The 17996-nt window shown below is 35.6% G+C and carries 12 protein-coding genes and 1 tRNA gene; 6 read left to right on the top strand and 7 right to left on the bottom strand.

Features of this window, described 5'->3' with window-relative positions:
- Nucleotides 1–8 precede the first annotated feature (8 nt).
- Genes dut through FT993_RS07370 form a run of 5 tightly spaced genes read left to right on the top strand, consistent with a single transcriptional unit; the run spans nt 9 to nt 4837 of the window.
- On the top strand, nt 9–440 hold the full coding sequence (gene dut, locus FT993_RS07390; protein ID WP_147861900.1) for a dUTP diphosphatase: 432 nt from the start codon (nt 9–11) through the stop codon (nt 438–440).
- A gap of 25 nt (nt 441–465) precedes the next feature.
- Nucleotides 466–1479 (top strand): sugar phosphate nucleotidyltransferase, encoded by a 1014-nt coding sequence (locus FT993_RS07385; protein WP_147861899.1) that lies wholly within the window; start codon nt 466–468, stop codon nt 1477–1479.
- Nucleotide 1480: 1 nt separating this feature from the next.
- Nucleotides 1481–2836, top strand: coding sequence for a lipopolysaccharide assembly protein LapB (locus tag FT993_RS07380; RefSeq protein WP_147861898.1), 1356 nt, complete (start codon nt 1481–1483; stop codon nt 2834–2836).
- 4 nt (nt 2837–2840) lie between these two features.
- The gene (locus FT993_RS07375; protein WP_147861897.1) at nt 2841–3614 is read left to right on the top strand and encodes a DUF4292 domain-containing protein; all 774 of its coding nucleotides are present in this window, start codon (nt 2841–2843) and stop codon (nt 3612–3614) included.
- Nucleotides 3611–4837 (top strand): murein hydrolase activator EnvC, encoded by a 1227-nt coding sequence (locus FT993_RS07370; RefSeq protein ID WP_255504445.1) that lies wholly within the window; start codon nt 3611–3613, stop codon nt 4835–4837. The genes FT993_RS07375 and FT993_RS07370 overlap by 4 nt, the downstream gene beginning before the upstream one ends.
- Nucleotides 4838–4994: 157 nt before the next feature.
- Here the strand turns inward: FT993_RS07370 and FT993_RS07365 are convergent.
- The 5 genes from FT993_RS07365 to FT993_RS07345 all read right to left on the bottom strand — a co-directional run bounded on the left by FT993_RS07365 (nt 4995) and on the right by FT993_RS07345 (nt 13763).
- Nucleotides 4995–5068 (bottom strand) — tRNA-Ala (locus FT993_RS07365).
- 97 nt (nt 5069–5165) lie between these two features.
- Nucleotides 5166–7847, bottom strand: a complete 2682-nt coding sequence (locus FT993_RS07360; protein ID WP_147861896.1) for a PD-(D/E)XK nuclease family protein — start codon at nt 7845–7847, stop codon at nt 5166–5168.
- A 62-nt stretch (nt 7848–7909) separates the two neighbouring features.
- Nucleotides 7910–9286, bottom strand: coding sequence for an OmpA family protein (locus FT993_RS07355; RefSeq protein WP_147861895.1), 1377 nt, complete (start codon nt 9284–9286; stop codon nt 7910–7912).
- Nucleotides 9287–9401: 115 nt separating this feature from the next.
- Nucleotides 9402–10598 carry a glycine C-acetyltransferase gene (gene kbl / locus FT993_RS07350; protein ID WP_147861894.1) on the bottom strand — a complete coding sequence of 399 codons (1197 nt, stop codon included), beginning with the start codon at nt 10596–10598 and terminating at the stop codon, nt 9402–9404.
- 18 nt (nt 10599–10616) lie between these two features.
- Nucleotides 10617–13763 carry an exodeoxyribonuclease V subunit beta gene (locus FT993_RS07345; protein ID WP_147861893.1) on the bottom strand — a complete coding sequence of 1049 codons (3147 nt, stop codon included), beginning with the start codon at nt 13761–13763 and terminating at the stop codon, nt 10617–10619.
- 166 nt (nt 13764–13929) lie between these two features.
- On the opposite strand from FT993_RS07345, the gene FT993_RS07340 reads away from it, so the two are divergent.
- Nucleotides 13930–14538, top strand: a complete 609-nt coding sequence (locus FT993_RS07340; RefSeq protein WP_147861892.1) for a superoxide dismutase — start codon at nt 13930–13932, stop codon at nt 14536–14538.
- Nucleotides 14539–14831: 293 nt separating this feature from the next.
- Here FT993_RS07340 and FT993_RS07335 read toward each other — a convergent pair whose 3' ends face one another.
- Both FT993_RS07335 and FT993_RS07330 read right to left on the bottom strand, forming a co-directional pair.
- Nucleotides 14832–16730: an amidophosphoribosyltransferase gene (locus tag FT993_RS07335; protein WP_147861891.1), complete on the bottom strand. Its 1899-nt coding sequence runs from the start codon at nt 16728–16730 to the stop codon at nt 14832–14834.
- Nucleotides 16731–16783: 53 nt separating this feature from the next.
- The gene (locus tag FT993_RS07330) at nt 16784–17707 is read right to left on the bottom strand and encodes a PfkB family carbohydrate kinase (protein WP_147861890.1); all 924 of its coding nucleotides are present in this window, start codon (nt 17705–17707) and stop codon (nt 16784–16786) included.
- Between the last annotated feature and the right edge of the window lie 289 nt (nt 17708–17996).

Genomic DNA, 17996 nt, shown 5'->3' with positions numbered 1-17996 from the left:
CTAGTCCTATGACCGTTAAAATCATTAATAAATCTAAACATCCGTTACCGCAGTACGCTACACAAGGAGCAGCAGGAATGGATTTACGCGCCAATCTAGAAGACAAGGTTATTTTAGGTCCGCTAGAGCGCACCCTAATTAAAACAGGCTTATTTATAGAACTTCCTATTGGCTACGAAGCTCAAGTAAGACCTCGTAGCGGTTTAGCCTTAAAAAAAGGTATTACTGTACTTAATTCTCCAGGCACAATCGATGCCGACTACCGAGGAGAAATAGGCATTATTTTGGTAAACCTCTCGCAAGAATCTTTTGTTATAGAAGACGGTGAGCGTATCGCACAAATGGTTATTGCCCAACACGAGCAAGCCAACCTAAAAGAAGTTAGCGTTCTCGAGGAAAGCCAACGTGGCGCCGGAGGATTTGGTAGCACCGGAAAATAAGTTAAAACGACATTAAAAATATCTTATGAAAATTATTGTACCTATGGCGGGCAGAGGCTCGCGTTTAAGACCGCATACCCTCACTGTACCAAAACCACTAATACCCATTGCGGGTAAACCCATTGTGCAACGCCTTGTAGAAGATATTGCACAAGTACTCGATGCGCCAATAGATGAAATCGCTTTTGTAATAGGAAAAGATTTTGGTCTGGAAATAGAAGAAAAGCTTAAGCAGATTGCCCAGAATTTAGGTGCCAAAGCGAGTATTTATATTCAAGATCAGCCATTGGGCACTGGTCATGCCATTATGTGCGCACAAGACTCTTTAAGTGGTCCTGCAGTTATCGCTTACGCGGATACACTATTCAAGGCAGATTTCACGTTAGATAAAGAAGCCGATAGTGTAATTTGGGTAAAACAAGTTGAGAACCCCGAAGCTTATGGTGTGGTAAAATTAAATGATAAAAATGAAATAACAGATTTGGTTGAAAAACCAAAAGATAAAGTATCAGACCTTGCCGTTATCGGTATCTATTACTTTAAAGATGTAAGTGTACTTAAAAATCAATTGCAATTGGTTCTTGACGAGAAATTAATGCGTGGCGGAGAATATCAAATCAATGATGGCATAGAAAAAATGAAGCAAAAAGGTTTGGTCTTTAAGCCTGGAAAGGTAGATGAATGGATGGATTGCGGTAATAAAACTGTAACGGTTGCAACCAATAAGCGCATGCTTAATTTTTTGCATCAAGAACAAAAAGAGCAACTTGTTTCAGATGATATTATTTTAGAACAATCAACCATAATTCCTCCTTGCTATATTGGTAAAGGCGTTAAATTGGTGAACACTACGGTTGGTCCAAATGTTTCTATAGGAGAGGCGTGTAGCATAGAAAACAGTCAGATAAAAAACAGTTTAATACAAACCAATAGTAACATTAGAAATGCACAACTCGATGAGGCTATGATTGGAAATCACGCGACATTTGATGGTAAATTCACAAAAATTAGCATTGGAGATTATTCCATTTTAGATTAAGATGAAGCAGTATGCAATAGGACTTTTTATGTGTTCTCTGTTCACCATTACTGGAGTACAGCAAAAGTTTTATGCTCAAAAAAGTCCTATTGTTTCCGATTCGATTAATCAGGCTAACTTGGGTCAAGTAAATGACGAATTTCAAGAACTTTTTTTTGATGCCTTGGCGCAAAAAGCTATTTTAAACCATGAGCAGGCTATAAATTTATTATTAAAAGCCAAAAAATTTGATCGTAGCCAAGCGGTAGATTTAGAACTTGGTAAAAATTATTTGGCCTTAAAAAAATACGAAGAAGCCGAAAATTTGCTTAAACCTTTGACTGAAAAATATCCGCGAAAGCGAGAAGCTAAAAGCTTACTTTTTAATGTTTATCTAAAAACATATCAATACAAAAAAGCCATACCTCTAGCACAAGAATTTGCTAAAAAAAACAACCTGTTTTATGAAGATTTAGCCAATTTATACTTCCTTACCAATAATTATGAAGCTGCACTGGAGAGTATAGACTATTTAAATTTGCAAGAAGGCTATTCTGAATATAGAGAAAATTTTAAAAAAAAGATATTTCAAAAGGCTCCAGCTAGTCTTAAAGAAACTTACTTGCGCAACTATATCGAAAAGCATACTGGAGAGGAAGATGCTTACCTGGTTTTAATGCAGTTTTATCAAGAACAGAATGAATTGGATAAAATGATGCAAGTTGCCCAAAAATTACTACGAGTAAATGCCAACGCTCCTGCAGCTCATTATGCCCTATATAAGCAATATCTCAAAGACAAAAAATTTAATCAAGCCATCACATCTATAAACAAAGTAATCAAAAATGTTGATAATCTAACTATAAAAAAGAGGGTGTTACAAGATTTTGCACAATTTGTCCAGGAACAACCGCAATATAAAAATGAATTTTTAGCTTTGGTTGAAACCGAAATCGAGCGTGAAGCAAATAACGAACTAGTAGCTGAATATATGATCGATGAAAATCAGCTTGCTGCATTTAATCATTATATCTCTAAACTACAAGAAGATCCTTACCATTTTGAAACCCTTAAAAACGTACTTATTTTAGCCCAAAAGCTAAAAAAATATGAGGTACTCTTAGAAGTTAGCCAACAAGCAATTGATGTATACCCCTCTCAAGCACTTTTTTATTATACCCTAGGTTGGGGACAGTTAAACACGCTTAAACTTGAAGCTGCAGAGAAAAACCTTCTAATCAGTTTAGATCTGGTAGTAAATAACCCAAATTTACAGGCAGATATTTATAGGGCCTTAATCAATTACTATCAAGAAATGAATAACTCAGAAAAAATTCAATCATACAAAAATCAACTTCAAAATTTAAAAAATCGCTAGTGGAATGCTTAAAAATATAATTTATTTGTTTGCGGTTAGCCTTATTCTCTTGGGCTGTAAAACCAGTAAACCCCTAAGTGGTAAGGTTTCAAAAGATGTCTCGGTTAGGCAACTTACCAAGATTCACGAGAAGTCTTTTCCCGCTATCAAAACTTTACAAGCACGCTTACGCGGAAGCTACACCAGCAAAGAAGAATCACAATCTATTGCTATTAGTGCACGAATAGAAAAAGATAAAGCCATTTGGTTGAGTGCAAAACTGGCAGGGATTATTCCTTTAGCCAAAGTTTATATCACTCCAAATAGGGTACAATACTATGAGAAAATAGACCAAACTTACTTTGATGGTGATTTTGAATTGCTTAGTGAATGGCTCAATTTACCAGTTGATTTTGATCAAGTACAAAATCTTTTGTTGGGACAAGCAATGCTTACTGCTACAAAAGGTAAATACGATTTATTATATCAAGAAAAGGAATATAAGCTTACCGCTCAACTCAATGCTTTTTTGAGCCAAACTTTATTAATAAATCCGGCTCATTTCCGATTAAATGCTCAACATTATCATAAATTAGGTCAGGCCGAAAGTATTCGCATAAATTATCCCGAATATCAAAAAATTAACGATTTTTGGTTTCCTAAAAAAATTGATATACAAGCAAACAAAGTAAACGAAAAAACACAAATTGAAATCGATTACAGAAGTATAGAAGTGAATAAGCCTGTAAGCTTCCCATTTGAAATCCCAAAAGGATATAAAGCCATAGAATTACCATGATTTATAAAACGCACTTTACCTTTTTTATGTTTTTCTTATGCCTGCTGCTAACCACACCGGTGTTAGCACAAAGCACGGCTCGTGAACGGCTTGAAGCAAAACGTATCGCATTAAAAAAAGAAATTGCGCAAATCAATAATTTACTAGAAAACAACCAGGAAAAAAGTAGGTCGCTACTGGTTCAAGTTGAAGATATTGAGCGTAAAATAAGCTCAACTCAACAACTGATAAAAGTGACCAACCAACAGGCTAATTTGCTTACCCGTGAGATAAATGAAAATTTGAGTAAAATCACCAAACTACGCAAAGATCTAGAGCAATTAAAAGCTGATTATGCAAAAATGATTAGCAAATCTTATCGAAGTAAATCTCAAAAAAGCAGGGTGATGTTTTTGCTTTCATCAGAAAGCTTTTTGCAAGCCTATAAGCGGTTGCAATATATGAAACAATATGCCGATTACAGGCACCAGCAAGGGGAGGAAATTAAAGCACAAACACAAGAGTTAAAAAAGCTAAACAATGAATTAATTGAGCAGCGTAAAGCCAAAGAATCTTTGCTAGCCGATAACCGAAAAACCCAACAAAAACTCAAAGAAGATAAACGAAGGCAAGAAATACTCATTGCTGAAGTTCGAGAAAAAACAGGAAGCTTTAAAGCCCAACTTGCAGAGAGACAAAAGGAAATTAGCGAAATAGATGCGCAAATTCAGAAATTAATTCGCGAGGCCATCGCAGCAGAAAACAAGAAGAAAGGCGCTAAAGTTAGCAAGAACAAATTTGCTTTAACACCAGAAGCCAAAGAGCTGGCGGCAAACTTTGCTGCCAATAAGGGTAAATTACCCTGGCCTGTAAAATCTGGAGTAGTTACCATGAAATTTGGTGAACACCCTTCAAAAACCATTCATACGGTTAAAATTATGAATAATGGTGTTCGTATAGAAACGAATAATAATGAACCCGTAAAAGCAATTTTTAAAGGTGAAGTGTTTAAAATCCAGGCTATAAAAGGCGCCAATAAAGCCGTTATGATTAGACACGGTGATTTTATATCGGTGTATAATAACCTTAACGATATTCGTGTTGAGGTGGGTGAAAAAATTTCTCGCGGCCAAATGATTGGTCAAGTGGGAAAAGCAACTGCTACACAAAGACCCACACTAAATTTTTATATTTTTAAAAATACCACCTATTTAGATCCTTCTTTATGGATTTATAAGATGTAGGTTACTTTTAATAGTGATCTCACAAAAATCTTTTATTGCTTTAGGAAGTACAAACCCTGATTAAATGAGGCTATATTAATTAAACCCAGAATCTTTGCGGCTACTTTTAAAAAATGCTTGGATGGTAAAAAGTTATTTCTAGAAAGGAGAAAAAAAGTGGAGAATATCGGAGTCGAACCGATGACCTCTACGCTGCCAGCGTAGCGCTCTAGCCAGCTGAGCTAATTCCCCTGACTTTGTTGGGTACAAATATAATTTTTTTATTTAAATGCACCTCATTTTTTATTGAATTCTTAGCCTTTTTCTAGATCTTAAAAATCAATGCTTTTTACACCTCTTTTTCTACAAAATCTATTTTAGGATTGAGTATTTCTTCAATCAAACTTAATAAAGTCGCTTCAAAATCGGCTAATAATTTTGCATCAATAAAAGTTTCTTTATCCTGCTTAACCGGCATAAACCCATTTTTTAAATTTTTAAATGAAATTATTCCGCCTTGAGCTTGATCGAAACCTTGAGTGCGCTGCATCATTAAAGCATAACATAAAACCTGTAAAATTTTGCTATATTGGTAATCGTTGATAATGGTATCAAAATCTTTAATTTTCAACTGGCTAGGAGTTACTAAACCGGTTTTATAGTCGATGATACGCAAAACTCCATTTTTACGGTCTATTCTATCAATCTTCCCTCCTATTCCCCAATCGTTTTTGGTATTTAATTTTATTTTGAGGGGTACTTCAAGTGCAAGCAATTCAATTTTATTATCTTTCAACTCTTTTTTTTCTAGGGCTAAAAACCGTTTTATATATCGTTTAGCCACAGCATAAATCAACAAGTTTTGACCAAATAGGTTTTTGGATTGAGCATAAGTATTGGCAAACTGTTTTTGCAGTTCTTTTTCGTAAATTTTATCGAGTTGATCAATAATATTTGCGCTTAGAAATTGCCCCTTATATGGATTATATATATTCTCGAGTGTGTCGTGAATGATGCTCCCAAGGGTATTGTAGGCTACTGTTTCCTCGACTTCTTCTTGATCGTTAATTTTTAATAAATATTGTTTATAAAAATCTTGAGGATTCCGTACATAGCTTGAAAGTGCCGATGGGGAAAACTTTTTGGCCATACTGGTCAATTCCTTAAGCATTAAAGCAGTTTTTTTACTAGTTTTAGGGGTTTCTTTATTGATTCGTGCCTCTGGCATCCAATGGGTAACCTTAAGCTGCCGCTCGTATTCTAATTGAGCGATGAATCTGCTTTTTTCTCCGGCATTCAAGCCTTCAAAATTAGAGTTAAATAACAAGTGTACATCTTTGGCTCTTTGTAGTAATCTATAAAAGTGATAGGTATATATAGCGTCTTTTTCTTTAAAGGTAGGCAAACCATACTGGTGTTTTAAATCATATGGAATAAAAGAATTATTACTCTTTCCTGCCGGTAGTATACCCTCATTCACACCAGCCATAATTACCGTATCAAAATCTAATACCCGGGTTTCTAGCATTCCCATAATTTGCAAGCCCTTAAATGGAGCACCCGTAAAATCAAGTTGATGTTGATTAATACTATCCCTATAAAACCGATGAAGTGCCGAGATGCTTTTAATTTGATCTACCTCATCGAGTAGGTTTTGCAGTTGATTGAATAATTTCTGAAAGTGATAAATGTACTCCCGCTCTAGAGCTTTTTGGGTGGTAAAAAACTTTTCAAAAATTTCAATGATCTGTAAAAAGTTTTCCAAGATCTCTATTGGCTTTTTCTTTTGTGAAAAGCAAAGTTTAAGCAACTCATATGATTCTGCTTTACATAAATCACGTAATTCTTCTAAAACAAAATATACCCTATTTTTTTCGGCTACGTGATGCTGTAATTTAGTTACGTCTTTGGCTAATAGTTGTTGCATAAAAGGATGCTTAACTATTTCTAAAAATTGCTTGTAATAAATCTTCTTACCTCCCGAAAGTTGAATTGCGAAAAGCGTTTCAAAAAAGCTTGCCAATGGGGTTTGACTTAATTTTAAACCCATGGTAATATTCACAGCCTGCACATTATCTGGCAAAGAATTTAAGAGTACTGGCAATAGGCCTTCATCGTTTAATACCAGAGCGGTATTTTGAATTTTCTCTTCTGAGAAACTACGAAGTAGGTTCCCTATGTATTTAGCTTGTCCTACATTCTTAGGTATACCAGTACAATGAATTTCGCCAGAATTATAATAATTTTTGGGCATTTCAGGAAACTTTTTGTCTTGGTAGTAAGGCCATTCGCTTTTATAGCGCCTTATAAATAGCCCTGCGGCATGATAATTTTTATCTAAAAAGTATTGATCGATGTCCCAGAATATTTCTGCTTGTGCTCTCGTTAGTAATTCTTGAAGCAAGGTTTGCTCTGCATTATTTAAGGCGTTAAAACCAATTAAATAATGCTTGGTTTGCTTATTATTTTCAATATAGTCTTTAATTTGGTCGGCTGCTACGCGATAAATCAATCCTTGATAGGCTTTTTTCTGTTTAAGCAAGTTGGCTACAAAATGTTGGTAAAGGCCTGGCAAAGCATTCCAAAATGCCAAATAATTTTGGATTAAATTGGTTTTTCTTTCTTGTTTTGACCAATGGTTGATATCTTGAATATCGCCCAAGTAATTAAAGAAACTATCGGTATCGATTAAGTAACGGTCAATTTCATTAAAATCGTGCAAAAGCGTATGTGCCCATCCGTAAAATGTTTCAAAATCTTCCTTTTTCTCTTTTGGCATTATGGCCTCATACGATTCATAGAATTTAAATAAAGTCTTGTTAGCAGGCAACAGGCTTAGCCCACTTACTTCTTGTATAAACTCTTCTATACTTAATACTTCTGGAGCAAAAATTGTATCCTTTACCTCTTTGCGTAAGATTTCTTTGAGGAATGCCCCTGCTCGCTTGCTGGGTAAAATAAATTTACAATGCTCTAGACTGGGTTCCTGTTTTAAAATTTTAGATACCGTCTCTTCTATAAATGTTTGCATAGCCTAAAAATAAAAAAACGCCTCTTTTCAGAGGCGTTTTCAATATAATTATTTTGGTTTAATTAGTCTCTATTTTTCTCTAAAGAAACCTCAACACGTCTATTTTGCTGTCTACCTGCAGCAGTTTTATTGGTAGCTATTGGTCTTTCTTCTCCGTAACCTTCAGAAGTAATTCTGCTGCTATCAATATTTGCTTGGTTTACTAAGTAATCTTTCACTGAAGCTGCACGTTCTTTTGAAAGTCTTAGGTTTAGTTTATTACTACCTTGACTATCTGTATGCCCTTCTATATGGAAAACAGTATTTGGGTACTCTTCCATAATATCAGCGATAGACTCTAAAGCTTCATATGATTCTTTACGGATTGAAGATTTACCAAGATCGAATAAAATAGTTTTAGAATATTCATTCAATTCATTGATAATTTCAACAGTAACCTCTGGGCAACCATTATTGGCTGTAGTACCAGCTACATCTGGACACTGATCGTCTTTATCTAAAACACCATCATTGTCTCTATCTTGCCATGGGCATCCGTTGTTTTCTGCAGGACCTGCCTCGTTAGGACAGTTGTCATCAGCATCTTTAACCCCGTCGCCATCGGCATCAGGACATCCATTTAATGATGCAACACCTGCCTCATTTGGACAATCATCTTCTGGATCGGCAATACCATCACCATCTGTGTCTGGACAACCCATAAACTCTGCACTTCCTGCTTCGTTAGGACATTTATCATCTTTATCTGGAATTCCGTCTCCGTCAGAGTCAGGACATCCGTTAAATTCGGCTAAACCTGGCTCATTCGGACATTCGTCTTTATCGTCATAAACACCATCACCGTCTGTATCGGTTCCTCCAAAGGCGATTTTAATCCCCATAGAGTGTTGGAAATGATCTGGCCCCTCCATATCATCAAAAGCTTTTTTATATGTACTTTGGATGTTGAAAGCAACGTTTTCTGTAAACCAAAAATTAAATCCTAAAGATCCGTTTGCGGTTCCAAAACCTTCATCATCTAACCAGTTGTATCCTGCACCTACTCCTAGATAAGGATCAAACCATCCGGTTTCATTAATTAATTCTCTAAAGCTGTATTGTACAGCACCATCAACAGCATAGTAAGTTAAATCATCTACGCTTTGGTCTCCAAACTTGTCGATACGGTTAAGCGAACCTGCCACTTCTGCAGAAAAGCCAGATCCGATGTATCTACCTATTGTTAGTTTAGAAACTGAAGGTAAAATGTTGTAATGATCTTTTACATTAAAAAACTCGCTGAACATGCCCCCGCGTGGTGCATCTTCACCTACCGGATAAGCGTCAACAGCGTTGATTCCAATACCAACCGCCCAAGGGTTGTTTTTATCTTGTGCTTGTAGGCTAAATACTCCTAACAAGCATAAAGATGCCAATAATAATTTGCCAAGATGTTTCATATTCAAATATTTTTTTTAGTGTTATTTAGGCAAAAATAGAGGGTTCTTTAACATTTACAAAAATTAAAATAATAAAGTTTTCTTAATGAAAAATGCCTATTTATCAATAATTAGACTAAATAACTCCTAATTCTTTACCCACTTTTGTGAATGCCTCAACGGCTTTTTCTAAATGAGCTTTAGTATGTGCTGCAGAAAGTTGAACACGTATTCTTGCTTGTTCTTTAGGCACTACAGGATAAAAGAAACCTATTACGTAAATTCCCTCTTCAAGTAACCTATCGGCCATTTTTTGAGAAAGTTTAGCATCGTATAACATAACTGGTACAATTGCCGAATCGCCGTCTATAATATCAAACCCGGCAGCCTTCATTTCTTTTTTGAAATAAGCAGTATTTTCCATTACTTGATCTCTTAAATGCGTGCTTGAATTAAGCATCTCAAATACTTTGTTTGAGGCGCCTACAATGGCAGGAGCCAAAGAGTTTGAAAACAAATAAGGTCTAGATCGTTGTCTTAACAACTCAATAATTTCTTTTTTACCAGTGGTATATCCGCCCATAGCGCCACCCAAAGCCTTACCTAGAGTACCAGTAATGATATCTATTCTACCCATTACATCTTTCTCTTCTAGTGTACCTATACCGTTAGCTCCAATAAAACCAGTGGCATGGCACTCGTCTATCATAACCAAAGCATCGTATTTGTCGGCTAAATCACAAATTTGATCAAGTGGAGCCACTAAGCCATCCATTGAAAATACGCCATCGGTAACTATAATTTTAAAACGTGCCCCGTCTTCATTGGCTTGCTTTAGTTGTTTTTCTAAATCGGCCATATTGTTGTTTTGATAACGGTATCTAGCCGCTTTACATAGGCGCACACCATCTATAATTGAAGCGTGATTTAGGGAGTCAGAAATAATGGCATCCTCTTTAGTCAAGATAGGCTCAAAAACCCCTCCATTGGCATCAAAAGCTGCCGCATAGAGAATTGTATCTTCGGTTTGATAAAAGTCTGCTATATTTTGTTCTAATTGTTTATGGATATCTTGCGTCCCGCAGATAAAACGTACACTGCTCATACCAAATCCGCGTTCATCTAAAGTGTCTTTAGCCGCTTGAATCACCTCTGGGTGTGATGACAAACCTAAATAGTTGTTGGCACAAAAGTTAATAACTTCTTCACCAGTTTCAATCTTAATTACTGCATCTTGTGGTGAAGTAATTATGCGTTCTTTCTTATACAGCCCATTTTCTTTAATTTCGTCTAACTGAGCTTGCAGATGTGCTTTAATTTCTTTGCTATACATAGTGTTTTGTTTAAAAAATCAAAGATAAACAATCTTTATGTTCTGCCTGTTTTCTAAATATATTAATACACCTTTCTTCACCGTATATCCTAATTTCTTAATTGCTTCGGCATATTCATTGAGTTGTATTTTATGATCGGGACTGTAAGACCCGGTTTTATAGTCAATTATTACCGCCTCTTTGTTTTTGAGACAGAGACGATCTAAACGCATATAAGCATGATCTACCAAGAGTTCTTTTTCTGTATAAACGGTATAAGCTTTAGTAAAATAGCTGTTTAACTCTGGATGATTTACCATTTTAGTGAAACTTTGCTCGTAGTCGAGAGCTTCTTTTTGGTTCAAATCACCTTGTTCTACAGCATTGGCTAAAGCAGGCTGAATATCTTCTACAGTAATGATTTGACTTAAAATCTCATGTACCATATCTCCATAAGCTATAGCTTCTTCTTGAGACGTAAGCCACATACTCGCATTTTTGGTCATCAAAGCGGCTTGGTGATTTTCTGGCGCCGTTGAAATAAAGCTAAAATCCTGCATAACCCCCTTCTTGTCTTCAATTGCATTGGGCTTAGGCTTATGGCCCCAATGGTAATGTCTAACATCTGCCTCCCACTTGTTTTGTTTTTCTAAAAATCGTTGAAATAGCACACCAAAAGTATTTTCTTCAAGCTGAGCTGTTTTAGAAGTTTCTATTTTACTGATGATATACAACTGCTCTTTTGCACGCGTTAATGCGACATACAGTACATTTATTTCATCTAGTAATTTATGTTGGGCTAGAACATTGAAATCTTCTTTTAATTTTTTACTGTAATGAGGTGTTTCTTTATTTACACTTAAATAGCCTAAGGGAAGCTCAAAATCTTCTATTAATGCCCAAAGACTATCCCGACTAAAATCGTCTAACTTTTGCTGTGCAAACGGATAAATTACAACCGGAAACTCTAGTCCTTTAGATTTGTGAACGCTTAAAATTTGTACGGCTTCTACCCCTTGAGCGGCCACAATACTCAATTTATCTTTTTTCTTGTTCCATACCTCAACCAATTGCATTAAACCCGCATGGCTTTTTTGCGTAAACTCGTAAACAAAATCTAAATAGTACTGCAGATAAGCATCGGCTTTTTCTACAATTTTAAATGATCTTATCACATACTCGGCAGCTTCATATAAAGGCAATTTTTGGAACTGTTGTAAAGAAAAGTGAAATCCGTAAACTTGTAAAGAATCAAAAAATGATTCTATAGAAAGCGATAATCTTTTTTTATAAAAAGCGAGTTCTTCTTCTTGAATTGTAATTTGTTGACTTAAAAAATACAGCAATTCATACCTTATTTCTTTATCTTCTGGGCGTAGACTTAGCTCAAATATTTGCTGCACAAAATTTACCGTTTTACTTTTACTCAGCAATAAGGCATCTGATGAGATTACGGGTATGCCCGCTTCAACCAAATGATTGGCCAATAAAATACCATGTTTGTTTTTCCGCGTAAGCAAACAAATATCGCTTAAAGGTGTACCTTCTTCTTTTAATTCTTGTATTATTTTAACGGTTTTTGCTGCATAGGCCAAACTTTGTTCTTCGCTGTTTTTACCTTCTATAAAGTCAAGCTGAACATAACCTTGCGCATTTTTCACTTTTTTCTGTTCGGCTTGAGCATATAAGTTTCGATAGGTTTCAAATGCAAAACAATCACTTAAAAAAGTAAAAAACCGATTATTAAAATCAATAATTTCTTTGTAGCTGCGGTAATTTGCAGGCAAATTGAGTGTTTTCCCCGTGATAGAAAATGGGGAGTGCCCTTCATATAAATTAATAAATTGCTCGGCTTTACCGCCGCGCCACCTATAAATAGATTGTTTTGCATCACCAACCAAAAATAAATTTCCCGTTTTATTTTCGGTATTAAATCCGCTTAAGCTGTTATTGATTAAGGGCTGCAAATTTTCCCATTGCAAGGCCGATGTATCTTGAAATTCATCTATAAAAAAATTGTGATAACGTTCACCTAAGCGTTCATAAATAAAAGGAGCCGGCTGATTTTTAACTTCTTCGCTTATTTTTCTATTAAAGTCTACCATCAACAACATATCCCGTTCTTCCTTAATCAAATCTATTTCATTTTGAATCGCAAAAAGCAACGATTGTGCGTCGACATTTTTGGCCAGACCCGCATAAAATTTCAATTGGTAATAATTTTCCCTAATCGCATAAAAAAGTTCGGCTATTTGGGGTTGTATTGCATCTATTTTCGCTTGCTCTTCGTTTGATGTTTTACTCTTTGTATATAGTGTGTTATCGGCTATTTTTTCATGCCAAACCGCACCCGAAACCTTAGGCAAATCGCCGTTTAAATTTTTCCTGAAAAAATCAGGTACAGAACCTCTGTTAAAACATTTCTCTGGAATTTGATTTTGTTCAAGCAACTCAAAAAATGCCTCTGCATGCCTTTTGTTTTGCTCCATTAGTTCGCTTTCGGCGGATTTCAACTGATTATAAAAGACATTAAAATCCTTTAATTCATATTCTGTCAATAAATCTAAATAAGCAAAATTGTCTTCTGCCAGTAACAGCTTAGCCATTTTAGTTAAATCTCTACGGATGTCCCAAGACTTATCATCGTCTGCTTTTTTGAGTACAAAATTGATTAAAGCCTGGGTAATTTGAGGCTGGCTACCCGCTTTGTTAATCACTCGATCTACCGCTTCTTCAATTACCAATTCGCTATCTAGCTCTACTTCAAAATTTACGTTGATGTCAAGGTCTTTTGCAAAGGTGCGCAGCAATCTATGCGTAAAACCGTCTATAGTCGATATTTCAAAAGCCGCATAATTATGCAAAATATGATTTACTATGGCCTTACTTTTTTTACGGATTACTTGGGGTTCTAGTTGCACTGATTCAGCGACAGCTTCAAAAAGAGCTCGGCTATTCTTTGGGGTATCTTCTTGACTAAAATCAATTAAGGCATGAAGCACTCGAGATTTTAACTCACTAACCGCCTTATTGGTAAAGGTTATGGCTAAAATATGCTTGTAATAATCTGGTTTTGGCGCTTGCAAAACCAGTTGCAAATACTCTTTGACCATGGTAAAGGTTTTTCCCGATCCGGCCGAAGCATTATAAATGATAAAAGAAGGCTGCTTTTGCTGTGTAGACATAGATAAGAATTTAAGCGAAAATACAATTATTAACAGTAAATATTGAATTGCGTTTAAGCATTCAAAAAAGTGTTAATCATTTAAGTAATTTATAACATATTATTATTGCTTTACTGATTTGTTATAATTATTTTTGATGGAAATAAATTAAAAAAAAATTAAATATATGGCTTTTAAACAAAATGACTTAGCATATGCAAAAGATGCACTAGAACCACATATCGATAAAGCAACCATGGAGGTTCATTATGAAAAACACCATGCAGGTTATACGAGTAAATTAAACAATGCAGTTGAAGGTACCAATCTAGCCGATAAATCTATAGAAGATATCTTAAAGAATCTAGATATGGATAATAAGGCTGTGCGAAATAACGGAGGTGGTTTTTATAATCACAACTTATTTTGGGATGTTATGTCTCCTAACGGAGGTGGTAAACCCACAGGTGATTTAGCCAAAGCTATTGATGAAGCATTTGGTTCTTTCGACGATTTTAAAGAGAAGTTTTCTAATGCTGCCGGCGGTCAATTCGGATCAGGTTGGGCTTGGTTATGCGTTCATCCAGGAGGTAGATTAGAGATTTGTTCAACCCCTAACCAAGACAACCCGCTTATGCCAGGTGTAGGCTGCGGAGGACACCCTGTTTTAGGTTTAGATGTTTGGGAACACGCTTACTATTTAAAATATCAAAATAAAAGACCAGATTACGTTAATGCTTTTTTCAATGTAATTAACTGGGAAGAAGTAGCAAAAAGATACAGTGACGGGAAATAAATAACCCTCATTAAGTCTTTGGTTAACTGCCTACGTTATAACTTTTTTTCATCCCGATAATTTCGGCATTTGAAAAAATAATAATGTAGGCAGTTTTTTTATAATAAACCAAGAGAATTAGCGTTTTTAAAATGTCTAATAAAAAAAGGTGGTAAACACCACCTTTTCGCCCCAAATTTTACCATAAACTTAACCTACTTAGATTATGGATACTCAAATATATATTTTTTAAAACAATAAACCTGAATAAAATCAACAAAAAAGCTAAAAAATTAAATAATTAGCACTTTTGTTTAATATGCTCGGCTTTTATTGCCTTCATAAAAGTTAATAAATGCTCTATTGACCACGCGATTACCCCCGTGGGTAGGATAATCCCCTGTAAAATACCAGTCGCCTAAATTTTTAGGGCAAGCTTTATGCAATTTGTCGATCTTTTGATAAATTACCTTTACTTCTGTGGTAATAGCATCATTTTTTAATAACTCTCCTATTTTATCTGAAATCTCTTCATCGCTAAAAGGTGCATATATTTCTTTTACAAAATTTTTCACCTCGTGATCTTCTAACTCGGTTTGGGCTTTACATTTTTCATACACCTGTTCTACAATAGCGTATTGATTGTTTTCTTTTAAAAGCTCCAAGGCAGCTCGAAAAGCCACAAAATCTTCTAATCTAGCCATGTCTATACCATAGCAGTCGGGGTATCTTATTTGGGGGGCCGAGGATACTACCACTATTTTCTTTGGATTTAAACGATCGAGCATGGTTAAAATACTTTTCTTTAAAGTTGTTCCTCGCACGATAGAGTCATCTATAATGACTAGATTGTCTGTAGGCTTTACTACACCATAAGTAACATCATAAACATGCGCTACCAAATCGTCTCGGCTGCTGTCTTCGGTAATAAAGGTACGCAACTTAGCATCTTTAATGGCTATTTTTTCTGTTCGTAATCTATGCGAGAGAATTTCGGTAAGTCGTTCATCGGTTAGGTTTTCTTTTTCCTTTAAGATAGCCTCATTCTTTTGGCGGTTGAGTTCATCTTGCGCAGCTTCGACCATTCCGTAAAATGAAGTTTCGGCTGTATTGGGTATAAAAGAGAAAACAGCATTAATCGTATCGTGATCTATCGCTTTAAGCACATCGGGCATAATGTATTTACCTAAGTTTTTACGCTCTTGATAAATCTCTGCATCGCTACCTCTCGAAAAATAAATCCGTTCAAACGAGCAAGCCTTTCGCGTTAAAGGCTCAATAATTTTTTTGATTTGGGTTTTACCATCTTTTTTAGTGATTAAAGCGTGACCTGGCTCTAATTCTTTAACCGACTCAAAAGGAACATTAAAAGCGGTTTGTATTACCGGCCTTTCTGAAGCGGTAACCACCACCTCATCATCAATATAATAGTAAACGGGTCTTATCCCAGCAGGATCTCTTAGTACAAAAGAATCACCATGCCCTATTAAACCAGCCATAGCATAACCGCCATCCCAATCTTTTGAAGAGCGTTTTAAGATTTTAGCGACATTCAATTTTTTTGCAATATAAGGTGAAGCCTCTTTTTTGGAGTAGCCTTCTTTTTTTGCTTTTTTATATAATTTCTCTACTTCAGAATCTAAAAAATGACCAATTTTTTCCATTACTGTAACGGTATCGGCTTTTTCTTTGGGGTGTTGCCCCAGCTCTACCAAGTTTTCAAACATGGTACTTACATTAGTCATATTAAAGTTTCCTGCCACAATTAGATTTCTATGCATCCAATTGTTTTGACGCAAAAACGGGTGTACCGCCTCTATACTGTTATTACCAAAAGTACCATAGCGCACATGCCCCAAAAACAACTCTCCTATATAAGGTATATTCTTTTTTTGTGCTGCAACATCATCCGCGTAAGCTGGGTTGTCTTTTAAACTGGTATTGATACGATCGTTAATTTGAGCAAAAATATCTTGAATGGGTTGGGCCTGGTTAGAACGCACCCGACTGATATAACGTTCGCCAGGTTGAGTGTTTAATTTTATACTCGCCAAACCAGCACCATCTTGACCTCTATTGTGTTGTTTTTCTAGCATCAGGTACATTTTATTTACACCATAAAATGCCGTGCCGTATTTCTCTTTATAAAATTCTAAAGGTTTTCTTAGCCTAAGTAGCGCTATTCCGCATTCATGTTTAATCGCGTCGCTCATAATGTGTTGTGTTGTTGTATTAAAAAACCCTGCCAAGCGGGCAGGGTACAAAATTAATTTAAATCTATTTCAAATTGAGTTAAGGATTTAAAAACTTTCAGTCGCTCCTCAATTTCTTGATCTTCAAGATTTAGCATGCGCTCGGTGCCAAATTTTTCTACACAGAAAGATGCTAGGTTAGAGCCGTAAATTATAGCTTTTTTCATATTGCCAAACGAATAATCTTGTGTTTTAGCTAGGTAGCCAGCAAAACCACCCGCAAAAGTATCTCCTGCCCCAGTTGGATCAAAAACCTCTTCTAAGGGTAAGGCAGGCGCAAAAAACATTTCATTTTTATCAAATAACAAAGCTCCGTGCTCTCCTTTTTTAATCACCACATATTTTGGTCCCATTTCTTCGATTGCCCGTGCAGCTTTTACCAGTGAATATTCGCCAGAAAGTTGTCTTGCTTCTTCATCATTTATAGTAATAACATCTACTTTGGCAATCACCTCTTTAAGCTCTGATAGCGTATGATCCATCCAAAAGTTCATGGTATCTAGAATTATCAGTTTAGGTTGCTTAACCTGATTGATCACCCCCATTTGTACCACAGGATGTAAATTACCCAACATTACCACCTCTGCATCTTGAAAAGCATCGGGTACTACTGGATCAAAATTTTCTAAAACATTTAATTGCGTGTCTAGGGTGTCGCGAGTATTCATATCATTATGGTATCTACCGCTCCAAAAAAAAGTTTTACCATCTTGAATTACCTCTAGCCCATCTATATTGATAGACTTTTCATGAAAGATATCTATGTATTTTTGAGGAAAATCGCCTCCCACTACAGAAACAATAGCGCTATTTACACCAAACTTTTGTGCTGCCAAACCAATGTAGGTTCCCGCACCACCTAAAATCTTATCTGTTTTCCCAAAGGGAGTCTCAATGGCATCAAAAGCTACCGTTCCCACAATTAAAAGTTTACTCATGCTTTTTAAATTTTCGGCAAATATAAGGTGTTTAATACAATTTTTAGCAGTAAGAAACAGATGTCTATTTAAATATCTAATTATTTAAGCCCAATTAAGCTAATTAAAAAAAATTATATATTTGAACAAAAGCAGCGATTTACAGCCTCGTAAAAAATGTGAATGATCTTGATTTTAAAGAACAAATGAAAAGTGCTACCCAAGTGATTTATAATACTTATGATTTTGAAAGCTGTATTTATGTTTATTTGCCTTTACAGGAAAGTTAAGGCTAACAGCTTTATGTTGT

Origin of the sequence: Mesonia sp. HuA40 (assembly GCF_008017835.1) — a bacterium.
In the GTDB taxonomy this organism is placed as follows: domain Bacteria; phylum Bacteroidota; class Bacteroidia; order Flavobacteriales; family Flavobacteriaceae; genus Mesonia.
This window is presented reverse-complemented; position numbering and strand designations above follow the sequence as displayed.